The 21,167-nt window shown below is 56.7% G+C and carries 24 protein-coding genes and 1 riboswitch; of the genes, 4 read left to right on the forward strand and 20 right to left on the reverse strand.

Going from position 1 to position 21,167, the window contains the following annotated elements; all coding sequences use genetic code 11:
- Window positions 1-3: 3 nt before the first annotated feature.
- The 20 genes from JY391_RS08705 to pduA are packed head-to-tail and all read right to left on the reverse strand — an operon-like array spanning window position 4 to window position 15,798.
- Window positions 4-1,218, reverse strand: coding sequence for an acetate/propionate family kinase (locus JY391_RS08705; protein ID WP_042284211.1), 1,215 nt, complete (start codon window positions 1,216-1,218; stop codon window positions 4-6).
- On the reverse strand, window positions 1,203-1,655 hold the full coding sequence (pduV, locus tag JY391_RS08710; RefSeq protein WP_200034161.1) for a propanediol utilization protein PduV: 453 nt from the start codon (window positions 1,653-1,655) through the stop codon (window positions 1,203-1,205). Before pduV ends, JY391_RS08705 begins: the two co-directional genes overlap by 16 nt.
- Window positions 1,656-1,659: 4 nt before the next feature.
- The gene (pduU, locus tag JY391_RS08715) at window positions 1,660-2,010 is read right to left on the reverse strand and encodes a propanediol utilization microcompartment protein PduU (protein WP_042284206.1); all 351 of its coding nucleotides are present in this window, start codon (window positions 2,008-2,010) and stop codon (window positions 1,660-1,662) included.
- On the reverse strand, window positions 2,010-2,564 hold the full coding sequence (gene pduT, locus JY391_RS08720; protein WP_042284204.1) for a propanediol utilization microcompartment protein PduT: 555 nt from the start codon (window positions 2,562-2,564) through the stop codon (window positions 2,010-2,012). Before pduT ends, pduU begins: the two co-directional genes overlap by 1 nt.
- Window positions 2,565-2,566: 2 nt before the next feature.
- Window positions 2,567-3,922 carry a 4Fe-4S dicluster domain-containing protein gene (locus tag JY391_RS08725; RefSeq protein ID WP_211935587.1) on the reverse strand — a complete coding sequence of 452 codons (1,356 nt, stop codon included), beginning with the start codon at window positions 3,920-3,922 and terminating at the stop codon, window positions 2,567-2,569.
- Window positions 3,919-5,031, reverse strand: a complete 1,113-nt coding sequence (locus JY391_RS08730) for a 1-propanol dehydrogenase PduQ (RefSeq protein ID WP_211935588.1) — start codon at window positions 5,029-5,031, stop codon at window positions 3,919-3,921. The genes JY391_RS08725 and JY391_RS08730 overlap by 4 nt, the downstream gene beginning before the upstream one ends.
- Before the next feature lie 10 nt (window positions 5,032-5,041).
- Complete coding sequence (pduP, locus tag JY391_RS08735; protein WP_181822972.1) at window positions 5,042-6,427, reverse strand: CoA-acylating propionaldehyde dehydrogenase PduP; 1,386 nt, start codon at window positions 6,425-6,427, stop codon at window positions 5,042-5,044.
- Complete coding sequence (pduO, locus tag JY391_RS08740; protein WP_211935589.1) at window positions 6,424-7,431, reverse strand: two-domain cob(I)yrinic acid a,c-diamide adenosyltransferase PduO; 1,008 nt, start codon at window positions 7,429-7,431, stop codon at window positions 6,424-6,426. Before pduO ends, pduP begins: the two co-directional genes overlap by 4 nt.
- 9 nt (window positions 7,432-7,440) lie before the next feature.
- Window positions 7,441-7,716 (reverse strand): propanediol utilization microcompartment protein PduN, encoded by a 276-nt coding sequence (gene pduN / locus JY391_RS08745; RefSeq protein WP_012906340.1) that lies wholly within the window; start codon window positions 7,714-7,716, stop codon window positions 7,441-7,443.
- 3 nt (window positions 7,717-7,719) lie between these two features.
- On the reverse strand, window positions 7,720-8,211 hold the full coding sequence (pduM, locus tag JY391_RS08750; RefSeq protein ID WP_211935590.1) for a microcompartment protein PduM: 492 nt from the start codon (window positions 8,209-8,211) through the stop codon (window positions 7,720-7,722).
- Window positions 8,208-8,840 carry a phosphate propanoyltransferase gene (locus JY391_RS08755; RefSeq protein ID WP_211935591.1) on the reverse strand — a complete coding sequence of 211 codons (633 nt, stop codon included), beginning with the start codon at window positions 8,838-8,840 and terminating at the stop codon, window positions 8,208-8,210. Before JY391_RS08755 ends, pduM begins: the two co-directional genes overlap by 4 nt.
- Before the next feature lie 5 nt (window positions 8,841-8,845).
- Complete coding sequence (locus JY391_RS08760; protein WP_211935592.1) at window positions 8,846-9,301, reverse strand: BMC domain-containing protein; 456 nt, start codon at window positions 9,299-9,301, stop codon at window positions 8,846-8,848.
- Between the two features lie 23 nt (window positions 9,302-9,324).
- Complete coding sequence (gene pduJ / locus JY391_RS08765; RefSeq protein ID WP_004853788.1) at window positions 9,325-9,600, reverse strand: propanediol utilization microcompartment protein PduJ; 276 nt, start codon at window positions 9,598-9,600, stop codon at window positions 9,325-9,327.
- 19 nt (window positions 9,601-9,619) lie between these two features.
- The gene (locus JY391_RS08770; protein WP_042284173.1) at window positions 9,620-9,970 is read right to left on the reverse strand and encodes a glycerol dehydratase reactivase beta/small subunit family protein; all 351 of its coding nucleotides are present in this window, start codon (window positions 9,968-9,970) and stop codon (window positions 9,620-9,622) included.
- A complete protein-coding gene (locus JY391_RS08775) occupies window positions 9,960-11,792 on the reverse strand; it encodes a diol dehydratase reactivase subunit alpha (protein ID WP_211935593.1) in 1,833 nt (610 codons plus the stop codon). Before JY391_RS08775 ends, JY391_RS08770 begins: the two co-directional genes overlap by 11 nt.
- A gap of 15 nt (window positions 11,793-11,807) precedes the next feature.
- On the reverse strand, window positions 11,808-12,329 hold the full coding sequence (gene pduE, locus JY391_RS08780) for a propanediol dehydratase small subunit PduE (protein WP_181822978.1): 522 nt from the start codon (window positions 12,327-12,329) through the stop codon (window positions 11,808-11,810).
- A 13-nt stretch (window positions 12,330-12,342) separates the two neighbouring features.
- Complete coding sequence (gene pduD, locus JY391_RS08785) at window positions 12,343-13,011, reverse strand: propanediol dehydratase medium subunit PduD (RefSeq protein WP_042284166.1); 669 nt, start codon at window positions 13,009-13,011, stop codon at window positions 12,343-12,345.
- Window positions 13,012-13,021: 10 nt separating this feature from the next.
- Window positions 13,022-14,686 (reverse strand): propanediol dehydratase large subunit PduC, encoded by a 1,665-nt coding sequence (gene pduC, locus JY391_RS08790; RefSeq protein WP_181822979.1) that lies wholly within the window; start codon window positions 14,684-14,686, stop codon window positions 13,022-13,024.
- An 18-nt stretch (window positions 14,687-14,704) separates the two neighbouring features.
- The gene (gene pduB / locus JY391_RS08795) at window positions 14,705-15,517 is read right to left on the reverse strand and encodes a propanediol utilization microcompartment protein PduB (protein WP_042284162.1); all 813 of its coding nucleotides are present in this window, start codon (window positions 15,515-15,517) and stop codon (window positions 14,705-14,707) included.
- Entirely contained in the window at window positions 15,514-15,798 is a 285-nt protein-coding gene (pduA, locus tag JY391_RS08800) for a propanediol utilization microcompartment protein PduA (RefSeq protein ID WP_042284159.1), read from the reverse strand. The genes pduB and pduA overlap by 4 nt, the downstream gene beginning before the upstream one ends.
- Window positions 15,799-16,321: 523 nt before the next feature.
- Here pduA and pduF point away from each other — a divergent pair.
- From pduF to cbiB, 4 genes are all read left to right on the forward strand, one after another.
- Window positions 16,322-17,137, forward strand: a complete 816-nt coding sequence (pduF, locus tag JY391_RS08805; protein WP_060570649.1) for a propanediol diffusion facilitator PduF — start codon at window positions 16,322-16,324, stop codon at window positions 17,135-17,137.
- Window positions 17,138-17,335: 198 nt separating this feature from the next.
- Window positions 17,336-18,253 carry a transcriptional regulator PocR gene (pocR, locus tag JY391_RS08810; protein WP_042284155.1) on the forward strand — a complete coding sequence of 306 codons (918 nt, stop codon included), beginning with the start codon at window positions 17,336-17,338 and terminating at the stop codon, window positions 18,251-18,253.
- Between the two features lie 313 nt (window positions 18,254-18,566).
- A riboswitch (cobalamin riboswitch) is annotated at window positions 18,567-18,741 on the forward strand.
- 89 nt (window positions 18,742-18,830) lie between these two features.
- On the forward strand, window positions 18,831-20,210 hold the full coding sequence (locus JY391_RS08815; RefSeq protein ID WP_211935594.1) for a cobyrinic acid a,c-diamide synthase CobB: 1,380 nt from the start codon (window positions 18,831-18,833) through the stop codon (window positions 20,208-20,210).
- Window positions 20,207-21,166, forward strand: coding sequence for an adenosylcobinamide-phosphate synthase CbiB (gene cbiB, locus JY391_RS08820; RefSeq protein WP_205613084.1), 960 nt, complete (start codon window positions 20,207-20,209; stop codon window positions 21,164-21,166). The genes JY391_RS08815 and cbiB overlap by 4 nt, the downstream gene beginning before the upstream one ends.
- The last annotated feature ends 1 nt before the right edge of the window (window position 21,167 follow it).

Below are 21,167 nucleotides of genomic sequence, written 5' to 3' on the forward strand. Positions count from 1 at the left end.
GCCTCAGGCGGAAACCGCCAGCGTGGACGTTTCGGCGAGGGCAATCCGCATGACGTCCTGCGCTATCATCAACTCTTCGTTGGTATTGATGACCGCGACCTTTACCAGCGCATTTTCAGCCTGAATGAATGTGGCGTTGCGCTGGTTTTTCTCCTCATCAATATTCAGACCGAGGAAGTGAAGGTTGTGACAAATCGCCGCCCGGGCGCGCGCCGAGTTTTCGCCAATACCGCCGGTAAACACCAGCGCATCCAGACCGCCCATCTGCATAATATAGCTGCCGATGGTCGCACGAATACGTTCGGCGAATAACGTGAGCGCCAGTGCCGCCCGTTGATTTCCGCTGTCGGCGGCTTGCTCAACGTCGCGGTAATCGTGGGATACGCCGGAAACGCCAAGCAGACCGGATTCATTATTCAGCAACTGGTTAAGCTGCTGCGGCGTTTTGCCTTCCCGCTGGGCTATCCAGGGCAAAATGGACGGATCAATATCGCCGCTGCGGGTTCCCATCATCACACCGGACTGCGGGGTAAAGCCCATCGACGTATTGACCGACTTACCGCCTTTGATAGCGCAAAGGCTGCTGCCGTTGCCAAGATGACAACACACCACCCGCAGGGCGCTGAGCGGCACGCCGAGTTTCTCAGCCAGCGCGGCGCTGACATACTTGTGGCTGGTCCCGTGAAAGCCGTAGCGGCGGATACCAAACTCTTCATAGTAGCGCCACGGAAGCGGATAAATATAAGCGGATTCGTCCAGCGTTTGATGAAAGGCGGTATCAAAAACGGCTACCGCAGGTACGTTCGGTAGCAACTGGCGAAACACATTAATACCCAGCACATTGACCGGATTGTGCAGCGGCGCCAGTTCAGCCAGTCGTTCAATTTCCGCGATGGAATCATCCGTGATCCGCACGGCGTCTTTAAAGGCTTCACCGCCGTGCGCCACGCGATGGCCTACGCCATCGATATCCTCAATGCTGCGGATCACGGCGTGGCTGATTAACATTTCCAGTAACAGGGTCACCGCGTCGCGGTGGTCAGCCACCGGCGCGGTCTGCTGCCATTTTTGCTCTTTCGCCTTCAGCGTGATCCGGGCATCAGGCATACCAATGCGTTCAATTAATCCCTGACACAACAGGTCGCCCTGCGGCATATCCAGCAACTGGAATTTGAGCGACGAACTTCCCGCGTTAATCGCCATTATTTTGTGAGACATGAAGGTTCCTTTTGATTCAGAAAGGCAAACAGTTCATCAAGTCCGCTGTTGTTTACGGCACTGGTGACAAATACCGCTTGCGCGCCCGCCAGCGTCAGCCACTGCGTGACGCGGGTGATGCGCTGCGGGTTAGCTAAATCGGCTTTAGTAAGAATGCCGATCACCGGGCGGTTCATCGGTCCGGTAAATCCGGGCGAGAAGGGTGACCATCCCGCATCGCTGTTCAGCACCAGGGCGATGACGTCAGCCTCGCAGGCGCTGGCCAACAGTGCGCTGTACAGACAGCGGTTTTCCAGGTATTCCCCGGGCGTGTCGATGGTCTCTGCGGACCAGACAATAGCCTGGGTTTTCTGGTACTGAAGCGCTTCCCCTCGTAACGCCTGGGTGAGAGACGTTTTCCCGCACTGACTCGGGCCGATTAACATCATGCGTTTCATAACGTCAGGTCCGGGTGATCGGGCAGGCCGTGAAGCGCATCAGTTCGCCGAGGGTGCGCGTCACCTGTTTCAGCGCATATTCAACCGCTGAAACGTCGCCGGTTATCACGACTGCCCCGGTAAAGCGGTCAAGAAAACCAATCTCCACCGCCCCGGATTTGGTGGCGATATCGCAGGCGATAATGGATGCTTCGCTGGGTGTTATCGTGAGAATCCCGATGGCGGAAACGCCATCCTGCAATCCCAGCTTTTTAAACAGATCTTTGCCAGGGTTTGCAATCAAATGCGCCAGCGTGACCTGTTTACCCGGCACGTACTCCTGGATCATGCGTTCTGTGGTCGGCTGTCTTTCCATCATCCCTCCACCATCTGACGCCACATGGCTTCATGCGGACGCGGGATAACCGAGCGGTAAACCAGCAATCCTTTTTCCCCCGCGCTTTCGCTGGCCACCGTCACCGCGTTGTTCACATCAGAAACGTCGCCCGCCACCACCATGTAACATTTACCGCCGATGCCGAACGCCATATGGACGCGAACCAGCGTCACGTTTGAGGCTTTCACCGCGCGGTCGGCGGCGCTGATGCAGGCCGCGACGCTCCAGGTTTCGACAATGCCGACAGCCTGACGGCGATCGACGCTGTTGAGGCCGCTAATGGCAGGCAGCACGCTGGCATGAATGTTTGGCAACACGAGGCTGTCTACCAGCATTTCGCCTGCGAGCGATGTCCCGGTTTCGATAGCCTGCTGTACCGCTCCAACATCGCCACCGAGCATCAGCAGAAATTTACCGGGACAAATCGTTTTGCTGACCAGCAGATCCACGCTGGCGCTTTTCAGCATTGCGTCGCCGGTTTCCATTCCTTTGGCAATGCTGGTGAGTTCTAAAATACCTATGGCCTGAGACATAGTTAACCTCTTACAACGATGATGGCCTGCTCTGTGATTTCAGAGACAATACCGTCCATACTGGCGTGAATGGGGGCGCCTGGCGCGCCTTGCGGAACATCGGCAACGCACTGGCCGCGCGTTACGCGTTCGCCTTTTTGCACGCAAGGCACCGCGCTGGCGCCGATATGCTGACGCAGCAAAAGCGTGGTTTTTTCTGTGACCGGTTCGTCTTCACGTAGCGGCGCTTCCCGATACCAGGGCGTCAGCCCGAGTTTGGCGATGAGGCGTTTCACCGGCACCAGGCGATACTTCGCCATTTCATCCGCCGGATTAAGCGGACCTTCATACCGCTGGTTTTGCGCGCGCAGTTCGCGCTTGAGCATCCGGTTAATGCGCATCGGTGAAATGCCAACCGGACAGGCCACGCTTTCGCAGACGTTACATTCTGAGCAGGTCAGGGCGCTGAGCAGTAACTGCGGCGTCGCCGCCTGGTGAAAATTCACGGCGCGCACCAGCAGGTGTGGAGACAGTTCATGACCAATGAGGTGTCTCGGACAGAGATCGGTGCATAAGCGACACTGTTCGCACACGGTTCTCGCTACCGACAAGACGGTGCGCTCGTCCTGCATACGACGCTGAATCAGCGGATGGGTTTTCGGCAAAACCAGCAGGCCGCCAGTGGTTTTGGTTACCGGCGTGTCCAGCGAGGTCAGCAGGCCGCCCATCATCGGCCCGCCATTAATAAAACCCGGGTCGTCAATTGTGGCGCCGCCCGCCAGCGCCAGTACGTCGCGCAGCGACATGCCGATGGGGACGGTCAGCGTTTGCGGATGGGCCACTGCGCCGTTAACGGTGAGCGTGCGGCGCGTCACCGGGTACTGCTGTTCTACCGCACGGGCAATATTCAACACGGTCTGAACGTTATTAACCACCACCCCGACGCTGACGGGCAGCGCCGCCGGAGGCACGCGTCGACCCGTCGCCATCCAGATGGTCAGCACCTCATCCCCTGCCGGATAAACGTCCGGCAATATGTGTAAACGCATCGCCGGAGGTAAAAGCGGGCGTAGCGCCGCAATAGCAGGCTGGTACTTCTCTTTCAGGGCGATAATTCCTTCCCGCGCGCCCGTCGCTTTCATCGCGTACTGCACCCCGCGCACCAGACGAGCCGCCTGCTGCGCCATTAACTGCTGGTCAACTTTCAGCATCGGTTCGCATTCCGCGGCGTTCACCAGGAAAATTTCTACCTGCGCCTGCAGCTTAACGTGCGTTGGAAAGCCCGCGCCGCCTGCGCCAACGATTCCCGCTGCGCGCACGCGTTCGCGAACAGTATGCGCATCCACTTCATTCATCTCAGCCATCTGCGCGGTGTTCATAGCATCTCCTCAAGCAGTGCCTGAATGGCGCGGGCATCGGCTGCTTTCGGGTTTGTTTTCAGCGTGACGTCTGCCAGCGCGGCCTGCACCATTGCCGGGATCCGCCGGGCCCAGTTCTGTTTCTCTTCTTTCAGCGCATCGGCGAGAGAAGGGATCGCGCACGCTTTTTTTAACTGCTCAATGTGCTGCGCCAGCGCATTGATGCAGGCGGTGTCATTGGCGCTGTCCGGACAGAGATGGCAGGCTCTGGCAAAGCGCGCGTAGCGTTTCGCCGCGCGCGGATCGTGGGCGTTAAACCGGATGACCGCGGTAAGCAGGAGCGCATTCGCTAATCCATGCGGCAGGTGGAACTGCCCGCCCAACTGATGTGCGATGGCGTGGTTAAGGCCCAGTCCCGCCTGGCTAAAGGCCATGCCGGCAAGCGTTGAGGCGTTATGCATTTTGCCGCGCGTGGCAAGGCAGTCCCCTTTACGCACCGCGACCGGCAGATACCGGAAAACGCTCTGCGCCGCTTTTTCGGCCAGCGCATCGGTAAAGTCGCTGGCACGCGTTGAAACATAGGCTTCCAGCGCGTGGGTCAGGACATCCATGCCGGTATTGGCGGTAATTGCTGGCGGTACGCTGACCACCAGTACCGGGTCGAGGATCGCCATATCCGGATAGAGCGCATTGTCAAACAGCGGATACTTAATGCCCTTGTCCGGATCGCCGATCACGCAGGCGCTGGTCACTTCCGAACCGGTGCCGCTGGTGGTCGGGATCGCCACGCAGGTTTCTATTTTGATGTCGAACTGACGGCTGAACCAGACAATGGCCTTGGCGGCATCCAGCGCCGAGCCGCCGCCGAAACCAATCACAATGTCTGGACGCAACGACTGCATATGGGCGATGCCCTGCGCCACGGTGGCGATGGTGGGATCGGGGGTGATCTCACTGAACACGCTAATACGGTTGTTCGCCGGTATCGCGTCGCGCAGAGCTTCAATCAGCGGCGAACGCGCCAGAAAACCGTCACAGATAATCCAGATGTGCTTATGGGTAAATCGACCGAGCACCTTCAGGCTTCCCGGCCCGCTGTACAAACGCGTTTGCAGCGAAAAGGTTTTCATCACCACCTCATTAGCGGATTGAGAAGCCATTGGTGAGTACGCACCGACGAGAACGAGCGAAGGTGCGCGCCGAAGTCGTGCCTTCGCCGGTTGGCGTGGCAATCGTGAAGGTGGTGAACCCTTCGCCACCGACGCCAATCCCCGCGTAGGACGGGCCATTTTTCACAAAAATGGAGGTTTGCAGCGTCCGCGCGGCGAGATTCAGTCGCGACACGTTTTGCGAGTGCATAATGGCGGTGTGGTGCAGTCCTTCTTCCACTTTCAGAGCCAGCGATAATGCGGCGTCAAAATCCTTAACCTTTACGATCGGCAGCATCGGCATCAATTGTTCGCAGGTGACCCAACTGTCATCCGCGCTAACGACGCCTGTCAGCAGTCGCGGCGCTTTAGCCGGAACGGCGATACCGGCGGCTTCCAGCATCGCCGACGGGCTCTTGCCGACCAGTTTTTTATTGGCGACGCCTTCCGGCAGGCAGACCGCGCGCAGTTTTTCGATCTCTGACGGACTGAGCAGCAGCGCGCCAAAGCTCTGCATCTGCTGAATAAGCTGTTCAGCGACCGACTCAACCACGATCAGGCTTTTCTCGGCAATGCAGGGAAGGTTGTAGTCAAACGAGGCTCCGTTGATGATATCTTCCGCGGCTTTAACAATATCCGCGGTTTCATCCACGATGCACGGCGGGTTGCCCGCACCGGCGCCGATGACTTTTTTCCCGCTCTTCATGCCCATTGCCACAATGCCAGGACCGCCGGTGATCGCCAGGACGGCGATCTTAGGGTGCGCCATCATTTGCTGAGTGGCTTCAAAGGTCGGTTCGGCAACGGTAACCACCAGGTTGCGAATGCCGCAGCTGCGAAACACGATCTCTTCAATCATGGCGATCAGCTTCAACGATACGGTTTTTGCGCCGGGATGTGGGCTGAAGTAAACGCTGTTGCCCGCCGCCAGCATACTGATGCTGTTGTTGATAATGGTTTCGGTTGGATTCGTGCTTGGGGCGACGGAACCAATCACGCCAAATGGCGAGTATTCGAACAGCACCATGCCGCCGTCGCCAGTGAGCGCGGTGGTGGTGAGATCTTCAATCCCCGGCGTATTTTCCAGCGCCGCTTTGTTTTTAAGGAATTTATCTTCTTTATTACCCATCCCCGTCTCTGCGGCGCTTTCTGCCGCCAGGTCCGCAAGATGCGGCGTAAGCTCTTCCCGTATCGCGCTAATAATGGCGCTGCGCGTTTTCAGCGGAGACTGCTGATAACGTAAAAAGGCCTGGTGGGCGGCGTCGATGGCTTCACCCACGGACTGAAAAATACCGTTGCCCTTTATGTCGGTTTTCGCAGGCGTCAGTTGTTCAGTCAGAATGGTCCGGATGAGGGTTTCCAGTTCAGAAGTATTCATTGATGTGTTCTCACGTTAATTGCCGCAATTGCAGCCTGTGCAATGTCCATGTCCTGTTCAACGCTGCCACCGCTGATCCCAAGACCCCCAATAAGTTTTCCGTCACGCCATAGCGGAAAACCGCCGCCAAAGGTGACCACTTTTCCCTGCATATGCGTTTCCAGTCCGTAAAGCGGCGCGCCGGGCTGGACTGCGGCGGCAAGCGCGTGCGTTGCGCTTTTCATCGCGACCGCTGTCCAGGCCTTTTTCGGCGCCAGTTCATTGCTCACCAGCAATGCATCTGGCATCCGCCACGTCACGGTTTCGGTCCCGTTGGCATCGACTATGCTAATCACCACCGGGACGTTGATTTCTTCTGCCCGCGCCACGGCGGCGCGGGTTAACTGATGAAGATCGCCAAACGAAAGCGACATAACATGTTCCTTTTGGGCAGGCGGCTGAGCCGACGCCAGATAGCGCGTCGTCACCTCCTGGATAATTTTTGTCTGATGCGCGTCGTGATCTTCGGCGCGGGCCAGCGCGTATAAACAATCCGACAGGCGATTGATGTAGCGCATCAGCACGTGCCTGACGGTGAATGCTGCGGAAAGCTCAACCAGACGACGTTCCGCCCGGCGCGCCAGCGTGCGCGCGAAGTGAAGTCGGCTGGCGGCTTCGCAACGGCCGGGCAAAATAAAACTGCGCAGCGGCGCGACACGTCCCATCGCGGTGTCGATGGCGGCTTCCAGCGCGGCGATTTCTTCCGTGCTGATGTAGCGCTGCTGCGCAGGCGGTTCATCACTTTCGCTTGCCAGCTCCGCGCTGAACCAGAATATTTGTTGCTGGATTGCCTCCAGCAGGGCGCGGTGCTGTACGCTCTGGCTGGCGCAAATGCACAGGCTGAGCGCGGCGTTAAGCTCGTCTAAGGTGCCGTATGCCTCCACGCGCGGGTGTGTTTTACTGACACGTTGCCCGGTAAACAGCGCGGTAGTGCCTGCGTCGCCAGTACGGGTATAAATCGCCATGCCGTCTCCTTAACGCGAAAGCGTGTCGACAATGCCGACGACGGCGAGGTCAATGGCCTCGTTCGGGCCGGAAAAAACATGTCTGGCGCTGGAACCGCTGCTCAGCAGCACCAGTTCGCCAACCCCTGCGCCAACGGAGTCAACGGCAACTTCATCTCCCGCCGTTGGATTCGCAGGCAGTTCGCCGTCGGCGCTTACCCGGCGCACCAGCAGAAGTTTTTTCCCGACCAGAGAAGGCGATTTTTGCGTGGATACCACCGCGCCTGTTACGCGTGCCAGATGCATGGTTCACTCCTGCTTAATGAATTGGATGTTGCGAGAGCTCGCGGCATCGCGAGCCAGCGCGGTGACAACACATTTTCGACACAGCACGAATACGCCACCGGAGAAGCGGACGACATCGGCATAGCTGACCAGCCGGGTCGGATGCAGCACGATGCGCACACCTTGCTCGTCACAGAACGTCAGCGGTAATCGGGCGAGTTTTTTCACCGGCAGGGCAGGCAATAGCGCCCGGCGTAGCGAGAGTCGCACCTGCAGACCAAACGCCAGCGCGTCGTGAAGGATGACGGCTGCGCTATCCGTTGCGTCGTTTTCGGCAATCTTCTCCAGCAGGGGCAGGTCGACCAGCAAAACATGCAGAGAGGAATACCGGGAAAACAGCGTTCGGGAAGGCGTTTCCCGCAGTTGCGCGACGCTCAACGTCAGCGTGCTTTCGGCACGACGCTGCAGGCGGGTGACCACCTCCTCGACGATTCGCTGCAACAGCTCGCCGTTCATCGCGGCGTAACCAGCGTGGCGTACGCGTTGGGGCTGTCGGCCCCGGCGGCGTTGGCTTCGTCGGTATCGATATGCATTTCCAGACGCATATCGGGCGACACGCGAATCGCGACGTTATCGAAAATGAGCCGACGCTCACTGCCTTCGATCGCCACGCAGACGTTGTCGCCATGCGCGACGTGCAGGATCAGCGCATCCAGCGGCGACATGTGAATATGACGCTGGGCGACAATAACGCCGGCAGCGAGCTCAATCTCGGCGAAGGGGCTCACAAGGCGGATACCCGGAGTGCCGTTGAGGTTTCCGGACATCCGCAGTGGTGCGGCGATCCCCAGCGTTCTTGCGTCTGTTCGCGATATTTCAACCTGACTGGTGCGGCGAAGTGGTCCCAGTAGACGCACATTCTTAATCTGACCTTTGGGACCCACCAGCGTGACGGTCTGTTCGGCGGCGTACTGCCCCGGTTGCAGCAGCGCTTTCTTCTCGCTTATCGGTTGTCCCGGAAAAAGACGGGCATAGTCTTCGGCGCTCAGATGAATATGACGATTAGACACACCCAACGGAATTGGGCGCTCCCGCATCTCATCCAGCACTTTGCTGACCGTCGTCTCCAGAAGGTGTTTATCCATTACGCTTAACCTCGTTTACCTGAATGCAGGCAGAGCGACCGGGGTTCGCCTTTCTGACGCGGACAGGCCGGGTCGAGGCACAAATTGCAACTGATGATTCCGTCGTCAGATGCGGTTACCGGTGCAGACTCTTCTGCAACAACGTCAGTTTCGGGTTCCTCGATGATCGCTGGCGCGGGGGCAGGTGCGGCTACCGTCGCACGGGCAAGAATGCCCTCGCCAGGTCTGGCGATAACTTTGCGCGCCACCAGACCATCGCGCTGTTCGGCAAAGCTGGCACCGGTGATAATGGCGGACTGAACCGAGGCCACATCACCGGTGATTTTGATCACCGTCCAGCCTGAACCGTTGGTTTTCTCAAGGCCAACCAGCGTGATGGAAGCGGCTTTCGCCATGACATCCGCGCAACTGATGGCTAATGCCAGACCACTAACTTCAAGTAATCCCAGTGATTGCTTCACGCTGTGCTCCTTTTCGGCAGTGCTTAGGCAGACTTCGGTAAAATGGCCTCAACGTCGCTGTGCGGACGCGGGATAACGTGGCAGGATTTGACCTCGCCGACGGCGCTTGCTGCTGCGCTGCCTGCGTCAACCGCCGCTTTAACCGCGCCAACGTCGCCGCGCACCATGACAGTCACGAGGCCGGAGCCGATTTTCTCGTAGCCGACCAGTTGTACGTTGGCGGATTTCACCATCGCATCTGCGGCTTCAATGGCGCCGACCAACCCTTTTGTTTCAACCAGCCCTAATGCGTTATTCATACTGCGATTCTCCTGTGGATTAAGCATTGAGATCCCGGAAAGGGATCCCTTTGACTAACCTTGCCGCGTTGTTTCCAGTACTTCGCCGGTCAAGGCTGTTTTGGCGATACGTCAGCGTAAACAGCGGCGCTGAAGTGGGTAAATTCTTGTAATGCACCACCAGTTTTTCCCGGTCGCAGGCGATGCCGACGAGCAGTGGCGACAGGCGTGCCGCCTGCCAGGCGCTGTGGACGACGTCTCCGACACTCTGGGGCTGAATGACAAACGGAATGCCTTCTTCTTCAATACCGAGCAGCACCTCTTGCCAGACGGTAAGACAGTCGCCGATGGGGGCGATCACAATGGCTGGCGTGCTGATGTTACTGTCCACGGGCGAACTCCTTATGCCAGGAAAGGATCAGGCCCGTGGCGACGGCATTTCGCGGACCTTCAGTTCCGCGAATGTTGCCGCGCCCGGCGACTAACCGGTAATGCGCCAGCGCATCAGTCACCAGTTGCGGTACCTCGAAGTCCAGAGACGATCCGCCCACCAGCACCACAAATGGAATATCGCGAATGTTGCCGGTAGGGCTGACCTGACGCAGCGCGCGAAGGGCATTGGTGACAAAAACACGCTCTTTAGCGCTGCGGCGAATCGCACGCACTTTTTCCAGGGCCAGTTCACCCGGCAGCGGCACCAGTTCGTCGGGTTTGACAACGCAAACGCGGGCAAACACGGCTGGAGGGAGCGGGGAAGGGAAGAACTGGACGCTGCCATCTTCGTGACGCAGATGGAACAGGCTTTCCACTTTCGCCAGCGGATATTTTTTGATCTCTTCCGCCAGGTAACGGTCTTCGAGTCCAAGCTCTCTGGCAATGATCATCGTCACCATATCGCCTGCGCCGGCGAGGTGGGTGGCGATAATTTCCCCTTTCGGATTAATGATCGAAGCGTCGGTAGATCCCGCGCCTAAATCGAGAATGGCCAGCGGACGAGTGGTGCCTGGCGTGGTTAACGCGCCAAGAATGGCGGCTTCGGCTTCTGCGCCGCCAACCTGAACGTCAACGTTCAGCTTTCCTTTGATCTCCCGGGCGATCATCGCCATTTGCAGACGGTCGGATTTCACCATAGAGGCAATGCCAACGGCCTGTTCCAGCGAAAACTCGCCGGCCAGTCCGCCCGTGACGCTAACCGGCACGGAGGTGTCGACGGCGAGCAAATCCTGAATGAAAATTTCGTTGCTGGGTTTGTTGGTCAGTTCCGCCATGGTCTGGCGAACGTGTTCAAGCATACCGCCAATATTGGTGCCAGCTTCACCGGTGACGTTATCCAGTTTCGGGCAGTCGCCAACCGCTTTCATAATGGCGTCAGCCCCTGCGGCGACGTCAACGCGCACTGTACGGCCTTGCGCATGCAGCTCAATATTCCCGGCGGGAATGGCGCGTGCCTTCACGTCTCCCGAGGGGGTTTTAACGACGACGGCGGAGCGGTTGCCAATCAGGGCGCGCGCCATCGGTACAATGTTTTTCGTTTCGTCCGCGTTCAGGTTGAAGACGGTGGCAATGCCGTACGGGTTAGACAGGGTTTCGATGACTTTGCCCGGTACGGCGACTTCGATAGCCGCCAGCATGCCGAGTGGAATTCGGTCGATGTACAGCACTTCGTCAACGATAGGCAGCGGTTTTTCCAGTCGGTTACTGACCAGTACGCCATCATCCTGCTGCAAAATGACGCCGGTTAACTGATAGCCCGCGCGAACAGCGGCGTTGATCATGGTGGCGACATCGGCGAAGTCGAATGCCGACGATACCACCAGAATGTAAGGTGCATCTGCCGCGCGTGTCAGAAGCTCTTCCGGCGTGATAGTCATGCCCACCCCCAGACCAACGCCGCCTGGCGTCTTGGGGTTATGACCGATCATAGTGGACTCGGTGATGATGGTTTCCGTAATGGTTTCCATCGCCACATCGCCAATCACCGGCGTGGCTTCGTTTATGCGAATGAGCGAAATATCGCTGACAGTGATGCCGGCGTTTTTGGCCGCAAGCGTAAGCGCCTCCTGAATGCCAAACACATTACGTAATGTGCCTTTTATTCCGGTGGTTTCCGCCAGCGCGCTGCCGGTAATGGTCAGCTTGCCAGTATCATCGAGGGTCGCCAGAGCGACTTCTGTTGATGAGTTGCCGATATCAATGCCAGCTATATATCGCATCGCGTTTCCTTAACGTTAATCGTCGCCTTTCAGTTTTTTACGCTCGACGTACAGCGTCGCGGCCTCGCGCACAAAGGCGGCGCAGATCTTCGCCTGATAGCGGTTTTCGAGATCGTCCGCGATGGCCATCAGCTCATCTTTCGTTGAGCGGTAAGGACGCAGTGCGTTGTAAATCTCAAGAATGCGATCGTCAGGTACGGCGGTCAGTTCGGCAGCGCGTTCAAAGTTCATCGCCAGGCGGTCGCGTCCGGCATCCCGGGCGATAGCGGCCTGAATACGCAGCGTCTCCGGTGTGATACGCATATCCTGGGCGGTGACTTTATTGCTGAGGACGTTTTCCAGGGTGAAATCATCCAGCGTTTTATTGGTGGCCGTTTTCACCCATTCCGGATGTTTGTTCGCCAGCGGGTAATCGGTCACTTTAACGGTCTGAGTTGAATGGCTTACCGCCGCCGCCGGGGCAGGCGCGTCGCCCTGCAGGCTGTTCATGCGGCTCAACACGTCCCGAACCATCGATTCAATTGCATCGGTATTCATAAAGGGATCCTTATTAAAGCGCCACGCGCAGTTCCTGCGGGTTTTTGCCTGTTACGACGTACTTCGTCTCTTTAATATGCAGAATGGCCGACTTCGCCTGATACTTCGGACGCGCCATCTGGTCGTTCAGCGTCGGCACCGGTTGCGGCGATTCACGCTTGGCATAGCGCGCGGCGTTTTTACCGATCTGCCGGTAGGTCGCCAGCGTCAACAGCGGCGCCTGCGGGAACAGCTCCAGGTTAGAAAGCGGCGGCAACCCCTGCTGGTGGATCACGGTGGTGCCTTTCGACTGAATGCCGATAGAGATACCGGAGCCACTCAGTCGGTTGCCTTCGACCGCGACAAACGCCACGTCGGAGGATTTAAAGCAGCGAATCACGCGCGCTTTGATGCCTTCTTCTTCAATGCCGGCAATCACTTCGCGCAGGATGCTCTTATGCGGCAAGCCAACAATGTTGACTGTCTGAGAGAGACCGAACGCCGGACCGACCGCAATGACCACTTCGTCCTGTTGCGTGCCCTGTTTCGCCTCGCCGATTTCGGTCAGAAAGCTGTCTCCTGTTGGAGCGGCAGAAGCGGCAGCGCTACCCGGCGCGCGAAAGGAGACCGGCTTATCGCTGGTCTGCATTTCAGACAGCACGTCTTCGATAATCTGGCGCAGCAGTTTTTCATTGATTTCCATTGTTCACCCCTTAGCCAAGCTCGTTGGGATCAAGTGCGCCAGGGATGTTTTTAATCTCTTCCCAGCGTTCGCCCTGCAGGCGATAACCTGTTGCCGGACCGGCATAATCGTTGACGTCATTGACCGCAGAGAGCACTTGTCCGTCGCCGACGATGATGGCGGAGGTGTGCAGATAGTCCCCGGTTAACTTCGCTTTCTGGATGTTAAGCATGTCCTGCGCCACGTCGGTAAAGCCGCCCTGAGCCAGCGCTTTCACGACTTCCAGACCATTTCGGTTCTTATTGATGATCTCCTGAGCGAACTTAATGTCTTCAACGATGTTACGTTCCGGCATATCCTTCGAGCCGTGCGCGTAGGTGGCGGCTTCCACTTCTTCATCGGTGATCGGCGGCAGGCCCATCCCGGCGAATACTGCCTGCAGCGCGCGCGCCGCTTTGTTACGAATGGCGATAACGTCTTCTTCGCGGACCGGACGCAGACCGCCGTCGACCTTCAGGTCACGTTGAATAACGTTGTAGTCATCGAAGTCCTCTGCGTCTTCGTTGGAGCCGGCAAACATGTTGTCGTAGTTCGGCACCGCGGAATAACCGGACGAGATAAAGTCCGTTCCCGGCAGAAACTGCATCAGCAGGCGGGCGGTCCGGCGCATATCGGAGTGGGTAAAGGTCTGGTCATTACTGGAGGCGCATTCCAGATCCAGTGACGAACAGATCAGGTTTTCAGCCAGTACCGCACGGATCCCGGAAGGAACGGCGGACGGAACGCCGATGCAACTCACCGAACCGTTTTGCAGTCCCTGAACGCCAGCCGCTTTGGTGATGTAAATGCAGCGCGCTTCGAGGTAAAGCATGGATTTCCCTTCCGCGTAGCCCATCTGCACTTCTGAGCCGGAACCGGAGGTGAAGCGCATTTTCAGTCCGCGAGAGGCATAAGAGGACGCGAGAAACCCTTTCGACCACGGCGTATCGTCACCGTCGGTAAATACCGGTTCGGTACCATAAACAGAGATGGTTTCGGCGTAGCAGGTGTGGCCCAGCATACCGAGCTTTAACTCTGTGGCTTCTTCCAGTGAACACTGGGTGAGAACCCCAGGACGCCCCACCTGCGAACCTACGAGCAGAGCGATAGCGTTGAACGGCGCATAGCGCGCGACGGCAACGGTGGTTTCCTGTTCGTCAAAACCGCGCCATGCCCCTTCGGCGGCGTCAGCGGCGATCTGTACCGGGTTATCTTTAACGTTGGTGACGTGGGCCTGCTGAGACGGCGTGCGACGGGCGCGCATTTTCTGCATTGCCATCATCATCTCAACCACGTTCATGTGGGAGACCACTTCGACAATTTTCGCTGGGGTCATTGCGGTGGTGAGCGGCACAATATCGCTGCGCTTCACGTTTGGATCGCACAGCATATTGGCGAGCTTGACGGAGTCCATCGCCATCACCTCTTCCGCGCGCGCCAGGTTAATGCCGTAGCGGGCAATGAAGTGGTCGATCAGGTCAAACTCGCTGACGGATTTGCCATCCAGTTCGGTTACCGCGCCGTTAACGATTTTAATCGAGGGTTTCGGATCGTTCGGGCTTTCCATCGCAATGAAGCCTTCTTCGATCCACTCCTTAACGAACCCGTCCTGGTTAACAGGGCGTTTCGCCAGTGCTTCAAATCTTTTCGATCTCATGAATGAGCCTCACGGATATCAGATATAGGACGGGCGATCGTTTTTCGGTTCGCTACCGAGTGTCGCCAGCACGGTTTTGCCGATTTCACGCGCGGAGATAACCGCCTGACGCACCGCGCCGGAGTCGCCGGAAATCACCAGAATCGCTTCGTTACTGAAGCTGGTGCCATGCGCTGGCGAGCTGTACGCGACAACGTCGACATTGGCGGATTTCAGGGCGGTATCCGCCATCAGTACGCCGACCGATGCCGGCGCGCCGACAATCACGCCGCAGGCGCGGCCAACAGGAGCGCCGAAGGCTTTTTCCAGCGCATAGCTGGCGCGGGCGGTATACTGAAGCTCGATGTGCCCGGCCTCGTTGCCATAGACATCGCCAAAAGTGCGGTCGAGTTCTTTTAATGCGACTTCGATCCCCCGCTTGACGTCAGAAACGTCATTCCCGCCCAAAATGATCAGCGAACCGTGACCGGCGCCGCCTTTGGTGTCGCGCGGCAGTTCAATGCTGACCACTTCGGTGTTGGTGGCTTTTACCGCTTCGTCTGCCGCCATAATGTGCGGACCCGCGCCGGTACGCGCCCCCAGAATGCCGATGGAGCGATAGCGCTTTTCAAGCTTCATTGCTTCAAGTAGAGCGCTGTCGACGTTAGCGATAACCAGACCGACGGTGTCGCCAATCGCGGTGCCTACAAATTCCGTTAAACTGCAGCTTTTCTCTGCCATAGCCGTCTCTCGTTTTGGATGGGGTGTATCAGGGGTACCCGTTTGCGCAGGTGTCGCCACACGGGCGATTACCTGTGCCATGATCTGTTCAACCAGTTCATTGCTGCTCATGGGTTAATTCCCTTCGGTAAGATTTTTTCAACATCGGTATGCGGGCGCGGAATAACGTGTACGGCTTTCACTTCTCCCACGTTGCCTGCCGCGGCAGCACCGGCATCGGTCGCCGCTTTTACGGCGCCGACGTCACCGCGAACGATGACGGTTACCAGGCCTGAGCCAATTTTTTCGTAGCCGACCAGCATGACATTGGCCGATTTCACCATGGCGTCTGCGGCCTCTATGGCGGCAGTCAAGCCTTTGGTTTCTACCATTCCTAATGCTTCTTGTTGCATAAAGACCTCGCGTGGGTTGTCCCGATATTCATGACTATAAAAAGAAGCGAGGAAAAAGAATGGCTGACTTGACAGTATGCGTGGAAAAATAGTTGGCGCTAAATGTGATTAATTTGGTGTGAATTGTTTTATGTGACTGTTTTTAAAGGGTGTTGATATTTTTATGAATAGTAAAAATTGGTTTTTGTGATTCCATTTTTACATTTTCAGGCGTGACATAAATAATTTATTTTGTTATGGGCGGGAAAGGGAAGTGTGACCTTTATAGAAAAAAGGAAACCTGCAAATAACGAATTTTTATTATCTTTAAGTTTGCGGTTTAAATGCCTGACTGCGTGGTTAATGCCTGTTTGTGAATAATGCAATGGCAAAAATTTGTTATCTCAACACGATTTTTCAGAGCCCCGGCAGGTTCAGTTTGCCAACAATTTTCAGCCAGCCGTTTTTATAGTAAGTGTCGTTGTACTCTACGGCCAGCAAGGGTCCGCTGGTCAGACACGAACGCTTCTAAGAAGGTGTCACAATGAATGATTCACTGAAAGCGCAATGTATTGCCGAGTTTTTGGGCACCGGGCTGTTTCTGTTTTTTGGCATCGGCTGTCTTAGCGCTCTGAAAGTCGCTGGCGCCAGCCTCGGTCTCTGGGAAATTTGCATCATTTGGGGTCTGGGTATTTCCCTGGCGGTGTACCTGACAGCGGGGATCTCCGGGGCGCATCTCAACCCGGCGATTACCGTCGCGCTCTGGCTTTTTGCCTGTTTTCCGGGGCGCAAAGTGTTGCCTTACACCGTTGCCCAGGTGGCAGGGGCGTTTGGCGGCGCAGTATTGGCCTATCTGCTGTATGGCAGTTTGTTCACCGAGTATGAAACCGCCCACAACATGGTGCGCGGTAGCGTCGACAGTCTGTACCTGGCCAGTATTTTCAGTACTTATCCGGCGGCTGCGCTGAACGTGTGGCAGGCGGCTGGCGTCGAAGTGGTTATCACCTCGATTCTGATGGGACTGATTATGGCGTTGACGGACGACGGCAACGGTGTGCCAAAAGGGCCGTTGGCGCCGCTGCTTATCGGGATCCTGGTTGCCGTTATCGGCGCGTCCACCGGGCCGTTGACTGGCTTTGCGATGAATCCAGCCCGTGATTTTGGCCCTAAGCTGTTCACCTGGATGGCTGGCTGGGGGGATATTGCGATGACCGGCGGGCGGGATATTCCTTACTTTATTGTGCCGATTATTGCACCGGTGATTGGCGCATGCGGCGGCGCAGCCATTTATCGCTTTTTCATTGGCAAAAATTTGCCCTGCAATGCCTGTAAAATTGAGGAAACGAACGCCTCTTCCTGAGCAGCAAGGTTATTATCACGAAATCAATAACGATTTCGTGATCTGCTTTCCCGAACTGACTAAAAAGTCTCCCCAGCCCGGGAGACTTTTGTTATTGTCATTTGGCTTTCAGTCATTAACTAAGGACAGCCGATGACAAAAAGTAAATGTAAAAAATATGTTTTAATTATAACAATGGATTAACTGAGGGATTTTATCATGATTTCTGCGAGTACCCTGAACTCAGAACTCATTAATAAAATCGCACAGGATTTTGCGCAAGCCACAAGCCTGGCCGTTGTGGTTGTCAATATTCACGGTGATGAGATTTCTGAGCTATTTAATTTCACGCCTTTTTGTCAGCTGATGCGTCAACATCCTCAGCACAGCACCCGCTGCCGGATGAGCGATCGCTGCGGAGGGCTGGAAGCCTCGAAATCGGATCAGCCCTGTATCTACCGTTGCCATGCCGGGTTAACCGATTTTTCTATCCCCCTGGTTATCGCCGGGCATCTGGTTGGGTTCGTATTGTGTGGTCAGGTGCGTCTGCGTAACGATGAGGGGGTTGATTTGGTCGATATTCTCAACGTTGACGACCGCTGGCAGGCCGACCCGGAACTGCTCAATGAATTTCGCAACGTCCCGGAAATGGACTACTCGCGAGTGATGGCATCTGCGGATTTGTTGAAGCTAATTGTCGAAAACTGCCTGAAAAAACAGCTGAATTTTGTGGTAATCAAAGACAGCGAACAGAGCGCGGAACCGTCGCGTCCGGCGCGTGCGCCCAGCCCGCATGACAGCAAAATGAAAAAAGCGCTGCGCTATATTGATGCCCATTTGTCCGACGATTTACGCCTTGAAGACGTGGCTTCACATGTCTACCTCAGCCCGTACTATTTCAGCAAGTTGTTCAAAAAATATCAGGGGATCGGCTTTAACGCATGGGTGAATCAACAGCGTATGGCCAGCGCGCGGGAACTGCTTTGCCATAGTGACTGGAGCATTGCCAGTATTGCCCGCAATTTAGGTTTTTCTCAAACCAGTTATTTCTGCAAAGTATTTCGTCAGACTTATCAGGTGACGCCGCAGGCATATCGGCAGCAGGCCGCAGAAAATTTACCGGTAGAATCGGCGTAAATAGCAATATTTTGCTATTGCCGATTTTTGATATTTCCCGTGAGCGAGCCATTATTCGCGGTTTATTTTATTTGGCGCAGCAATAAATTGTCATAGCGCAATAAAATATCAAAATTTGCAGCGTAAACTTCGCCAGTTTTTATTTTTGTGATGAGATACAGTTTCATTGTGAAGGGTTTTCATTATTCTTCTGCGTGTCTTTTCAGAAAGAAGCGTGTTAATCCGGCATTGTTTTGCCGTTGAGGGTTCCAATACCCGCGCGAAAAAGAATGCGTTAAAAAAGGTTTAAGATGATGAGCAGATGCCAGTCTGTTCATCATTGACGCCGACAGGTTAGACACATTTGTGTCAGGGAAGGGGGTGAAAATCCCCCGCAGCCCCCGCTGCTGTGATGCTGACGACCCCGTAAAGACCACTGATCGCAAGATTGGGAAGGACGGGAGAGGATGACGCTAAGCCAGAAGACCTGCCTGTCGGATACATTCAACAACTTCGGTGGGAAGTGGGTTGCTTTAAAACAGACAGTCGAAAGACTGGATGTCAGTACATCCCTACCACCCTGAACAGGATCAGGGTCATGGCGGCACAGCAGTATGCGTTTGTTCTGGCAGGTACCGGGAGTGGCTGTGGAAAAACCACGGTTACGTTGGGTCTGCTTAGCGCGCTAAAACAACGAGGGCTTCGCGTCCAGCCCTGTAAAGTCGGCCCTGACTACCTGGATACCGCCTGGCATACGGCGGTCTGCGGTACACCTTCCCGTAATCTCGACAGCTTTATGCTTCCCGAACCCGTCCTCAATGCGCTGTTTTGCGAGCAGATGCAGGGGGCGGATATCGCCGTTATCGAAGGAGTGATGGGACTCTACGACGGATACGGCACCGATCCCGGCTATTGCAGTACCGCGGCGATGGCGAAACAACTTGGGTGTCCGGTGATCCTGCTGGTGGATGGCAAGGCCGTTTCGACCTCCATTGCCGCGACGGTAATGGGATTTCAGCAATTCGACCCGACGCTTAACCTCGCGGGCGTGATGGTAAATCGCGTCAACAGCGAAGCGCATTTTCACTTGCTTAAAACGGCGATTGAGCGCTATTGCGCAGTGCCCGTGCTGGGTTATGTGCCGCACGTTGAGGGCGTTACGCTGCCGGAGCGCCATCTTGGACTGGTGACTGCCCGCGAGTCGGTGGTGACACAGCAACCCTGGCTGGATTTTGCCGCTACGCTGGAGCAGACGCTCAATATCGACCACCTTTTAGCGCTAAGCGAAATAGCAACCTTACCACAGGGCGCATGGCCGGAATTGCCCGCACAGGACGCCGGAAAGGGACTCACGCTGGCGATGGCCGACGACGAAGCGTTTAATTTTTACTATCCCGATAACGTGACGTTGCTGGAGCGTACCGGCGTGAAGATCGTCCGCTTCAGCCCGCTGCATGACCGGGTTTTACCCGACTGTCAGATGGTCTGGCTGGGTGGCGGCTATCCTGAACTGCATGCCAGCGCGCTGGCGGCTAACGGCACGATGCTGGCGAGTCTGCGCGATGCGCACCAGCGTGGCGTCGCCATTTATGCCGAGTGCGGCGGGTTAATGTACCTCGGTACGCAACTGGAGGACGCCGGTGGATTCGTGCATTACATGGCGGATATCCTTCCCGGTTACAGCAAAATGGGGGAACGGTTGACCCGCTTTGGCTACTGCGAAGCGCAGGCGCTGCAGCCAACCCTGCTGGCGGCGGAAGGCGAAATCCTGCGCGGCCATGAATTTCACTACTCCGATTTTTTCCCGCAAATTTCCGCCGTGATGGCCTGTCACAAGGTGCGCGACGGTAAAACGCTGCAGCAGTGGTCCGGCGGCTGGCAGGCAGGTAATACTTTCGCCAGTTATCTGCATGTCCATTTTGCCCAACGTCCGCTCATGCTGACCCGCTGGCTGCAGGCGGCGAGGGAGGCGTTATGACACTGCTTGCGTGGTGTGTCGCCTGGCTCCTCGACGTTATGGTTGGCGACCCGCAGCACTGGCCGCACCCGGTGCGCTGGATAGGCAACCTGATTACCGTCGTACAGCGGACGGTTCGTCGTCATTGTCACAGCGAGCGTGCGCTGCGCATCGGTGGCGGCGTGATGTGGCTGGTGGTGGTGGGGGTGACGTGGGCGGCGGCCTGGGGCGCGTTGACCGCCGCCCGGCTGATCCATCCGTGGCTGGGCGGGTTGGTGGAGGTGTGGATGATTTTCACCGTGCTGGCCGGTCGCTGTCTGGCCAATGCCGCCAGAGACGTGGAGCGCCCGCTGCGCGCGGGGGATCTCGCCGCCAGCCGGGAAAAATTGTCGTGGATTGTCGGTCGTGACACCTCGCAGTTGGCTCCACAACAAATAAACCGGGCGGTGGTGGAAACCGTCGCAGAAAATACCGTCGACGGCATTATTGCGCCGCTGTTCTTTCTTATGCTGGGCGGCGCGCCGCTGGCGATGGCCTATAAAGCGGTCAACACCCTGGACTCGATGGTGGGCTACAAGCACGAAAAGTACCGGGCGATCGGCATGGTCAGCGCCCGTCTTGATGACCTCGCAAACTTTCTTCCCGCCCGGTTGAGCTGGCTGCTGCTGAGCGCCGCGGCATTTTTGTGCCGCAACGACGGCGCGCGCGCCCTGCGTATTGGCTGGCGCGATCGCTATAACCACAGCAGCCCCAATTGCGCGTGGGCGGAAGCGCCCGTGGCCGGCGCGCTGGGCATTCGCCTCGGCGGTCCAAATGACTATTTTGGCGAGCGCGTTGAAAAGCCGTGGATTGGCGACGCGCAGCGCGAGATTACCGTAAATGACATTCCCCAAACGATTCGACTGATGTGGGTTGCGTCCACGCTGGCCCTGGCGCTGTTTATGTTGACGCGCTGGCTGGTGGTTGGCATGGCCTGAG

It is taken from the genome of Citrobacter sedlakii (genome assembly GCF_018128425.1).
GTDB lineage: Bacteria > Pseudomonadota > Gammaproteobacteria > Enterobacterales > Enterobacteriaceae > Citrobacter_A > Citrobacter_A sedlakii.

Excerpts from the sequence above, each read along its gene's own strand:
- JY391_RS08705 (WP_042284211.1), bottom strand. The coding sequence starts at position 1,218 with ATGTCTCACAAAATAATGGCGATTAACGCGGGAAGTTCGTCGCTCAAA.
- pduV (WP_200034161.1), bottom strand. The coding sequence starts at position 1,655 with ATGAAACGCATGATGTTAATCGGCCCGAGTCAGTGCGGGAAAACGTCT.
- pduU (WP_042284206.1), bottom strand. The coding sequence starts at position 2,010 with ATGGAAAGACAGCCGACCACAGAACGCATGATCCAGGAGTACGTGCCG.
- pduT (WP_042284204.1), bottom strand. The coding sequence starts at position 2,564 with ATGTCTCAGGCCATAGGTATTTTAGAACTCACCAGCATTGCCAAAGGA.
- JY391_RS08725 (WP_211935587.1), bottom strand. The coding sequence starts at position 3,922 with ATGAACACCGCGCAGATGGCTGAGATGAATGAAGTGGATGCGCATACT.
- JY391_RS08730 (WP_211935588.1), bottom strand. The coding sequence starts at position 5,031 with ATGAAAACCTTTTCGCTGCAAACGCGTTTGTACAGCGGGCCGGGAAGC.
- pduP (WP_181822972.1), bottom strand. The coding sequence starts at position 6,427 with ATGAATACTTCTGAACTGGAAACCCTCATCCGGACCATTCTGACTGAA.
- pduO (WP_211935589.1), bottom strand. The coding sequence starts at position 7,431 with ATGGCGATTTATACCCGTACTGGCGACGCAGGCACTACCGCGCTGTTT.
- pduN (WP_012906340.1), bottom strand. The coding sequence starts at position 7,716 with ATGCATCTGGCACGCGTAACAGGCGCGGTGGTATCCACGCAAAAATCG.
- pduM (WP_211935590.1), bottom strand. The coding sequence starts at position 8,211 with ATGAACGGCGAGCTGTTGCAGCGAATCGTCGAGGAGGTGGTCACCCGC.
- JY391_RS08755 (WP_211935591.1), bottom strand. The coding sequence starts at position 8,840 with ATGGATAAACACCTTCTGGAGACGACGGTCAGCAAAGTGCTGGATGAG.
- pduJ (WP_004853788.1), bottom strand. The coding sequence starts at position 9,600 with ATGAATAACGCATTAGGGCTGGTTGAAACAAAAGGGTTGGTCGGCGCC.
- JY391_RS08775 (WP_211935593.1), bottom strand. The coding sequence starts at position 11,792 with ATGCGATATATAGCTGGCATTGATATCGGCAACTCATCAACAGAAGTC.
- pduE (WP_181822978.1), bottom strand. The coding sequence starts at position 12,329 with ATGAATACCGATGCAATTGAATCGATGGTTCGGGACGTGTTGAGCCGC.
- pduD (WP_042284166.1), bottom strand. The coding sequence starts at position 13,011 with ATGGAAATCAATGAAAAACTGCTGCGCCAGATTATCGAAGACGTGCTG.
- pduC (WP_181822979.1), bottom strand. The coding sequence starts at position 14,686 with ATGAGATCGAAAAGATTTGAAGCACTGGCGAAACGCCCTGTTAACCAG.
- pduB (WP_042284162.1), bottom strand. The coding sequence starts at position 15,517 with ATGAGCAGCAATGAACTGGTTGAACAGATCATGGCACAGGTAATCGCC.
- pduA (WP_042284159.1), bottom strand. The coding sequence starts at position 15,798 with ATGCAACAAGAAGCATTAGGAATGGTAGAAACCAAAGGCTTGACTGCC.
- pduF (WP_060570649.1), top strand. The coding sequence starts at position 16,322 with ATGAATGATTCACTGAAAGCGCAATGTATTGCCGAGTTTTTGGGCACC.
- pocR (WP_042284155.1), top strand. The coding sequence starts at position 17,336 with ATGATTTCTGCGAGTACCCTGAACTCAGAACTCATTAATAAAATCGCA.
- JY391_RS08815 (WP_211935594.1), top strand. The coding sequence starts at position 18,831 with ATGGCGGCACAGCAGTATGCGTTTGTTCTGGCAGGTACCGGGAGTGGC.
- cbiB (WP_205613084.1), top strand. The coding sequence starts at position 20,207 with ATGACACTGCTTGCGTGGTGTGTCGCCTGGCTCCTCGACGTTATGGTT.